Annotated in this window: 1 protein-coding gene; it reads right to left on the bottom strand. The window is 57.4% G+C overall.

Going from position 1 to position 1,501, the window contains the following annotated elements; genetic code table 11:
* A partial coding sequence (locus ACTTK7_RS17200) for an IS1182 family transposase (RefSeq protein WP_462869325.1) occupies nt 1-1,385 on the bottom strand: 1,385 nt, incomplete at its 3' end.
* Nucleotides 1,386-1,501 lie beyond the last annotated feature (116 nt).

Here is a 1,501-nt window from a genome sequence, read left to right as displayed (position 1 = left end):
GATGCTCCCTCGTCGCTCGTTAACGCCCGGCGGGCGATCGCCTTGCCCTCTTCATAGACCGGGTTGATGCGGACCTGGCGGTTGCCCTGGGCCGTGGTGCATTGGGGTTTCAACGGACACTCGCTGCAGTCTTCGCTTTCATACCGCTTAAAGTCCCGCTGGTACCCATAGCGGTCGGTCCGACACTCATAGGCTTGAAACTGCACTTTTCGATGATTCGGGCACCAGTACAGGTCGTCCTTTTCGTCATAGGTCCAGTTTTGCACCGGATGGATGGCCCGCTGAAAGGCCCGGGTCTGTTCCTGACGCATGCGGGGATACGGAATCAAAAACGGAATGGCCTCTTCGATCAGGGTGAGGTAGTTGGGTTCGCTACCATACCCGGCATCGGCAATGATTTGGCCTGGAAACGGGAGCGGACGCTCGTCCAGCATCGTCAGATGCGGAACCAAACAACGCGTGTCGGTGGGATTGGGGTGCACCGTATAGCCAACAATGTACTGGTTTTCCGTGCCCATTTGGATATTGTACCCCGGTTTCAGTTGGCCGTTCCCCATGTGGTCGTCTTTCATCCGCATAAACGTGGCATCCGGATCGGTTTTCGAAAAGCTGTTGCGCCCGGCGAAGGTCGCCAGGTACCGCTCGTATTTGACCAGCCGCGGCAGATAATCCCGCTCGATCTGACGGTGACGTTTCCGCCACCACTTTACCTCGACTTTAGCTTCCCGGCGCTCGTCGGGAGAGGCCGCGTCGGCCTGACGCTGCCTAGCCTCCTCCTGGCGTCCGGCTATTTGGACCGCGGCGGCCCGCAGCACGTCCGTGTCGATCCGTTCCTGCCCGTCGGGCAGCGACAGAAACGGAGCAACTTCCTGCCAGAGCGCTGCCAATTTCTCTTGGAGGCGCTGGTCATGCCGGACGGTGGACTTGCGCCATACAAACGTATACCGGTTGGCATCCGCCTCGATTTTGGTCCCGTCCAGAAAATAATGGTCTCCGGTAATCAGCTGGTGGTCGAGCAGTTCCTGAACCACGTGGTGAAACAGTGGCGTGATCCGTTCCTGCATCTGATCAGAGCGGAATCGGTTGATGGTTCGGAAGTTGGGCGTCCGGCCCCCGGCCAGCCACATCATGCGGAGGTTTTCCTGCAGCGCTTGCTCGATCGCCCGGGCCGAATACCACTCCCGGGCGTAGGCATAGATGACGATTTTTGTCATGATTTGAGGTGAGTAGGCCGGCCGCCCCCGGGAGGCATCCGGAGACGCCTCAAACCGCTCGGTCAGGCGGTCAATAGTATCATTAACGATCCGTACCAGATCCCCGTCGGGGATCATAGCTTCCAGAGCTGTTGGAAGGGTAGCAACCGTTGTGTTATCATCAGTAAACATAAGAGATCATCCTTGTCGTATGGAGGTTGTCGTGACTTAACCATATCATTCAAGGATGATCTCTTTCTTTGTTTGCGCATAGAAAAGGGGGGCTGTCCTATTTTTGGGACAGCCCC

Source organism: Marinococcus tarijensis (genome assembly GCF_054971385.1).
The sequence above is the reverse complement of the archived record's forward strand: the minus strand, read 5'-3'. Positions and strand labels throughout refer to the sequence as shown.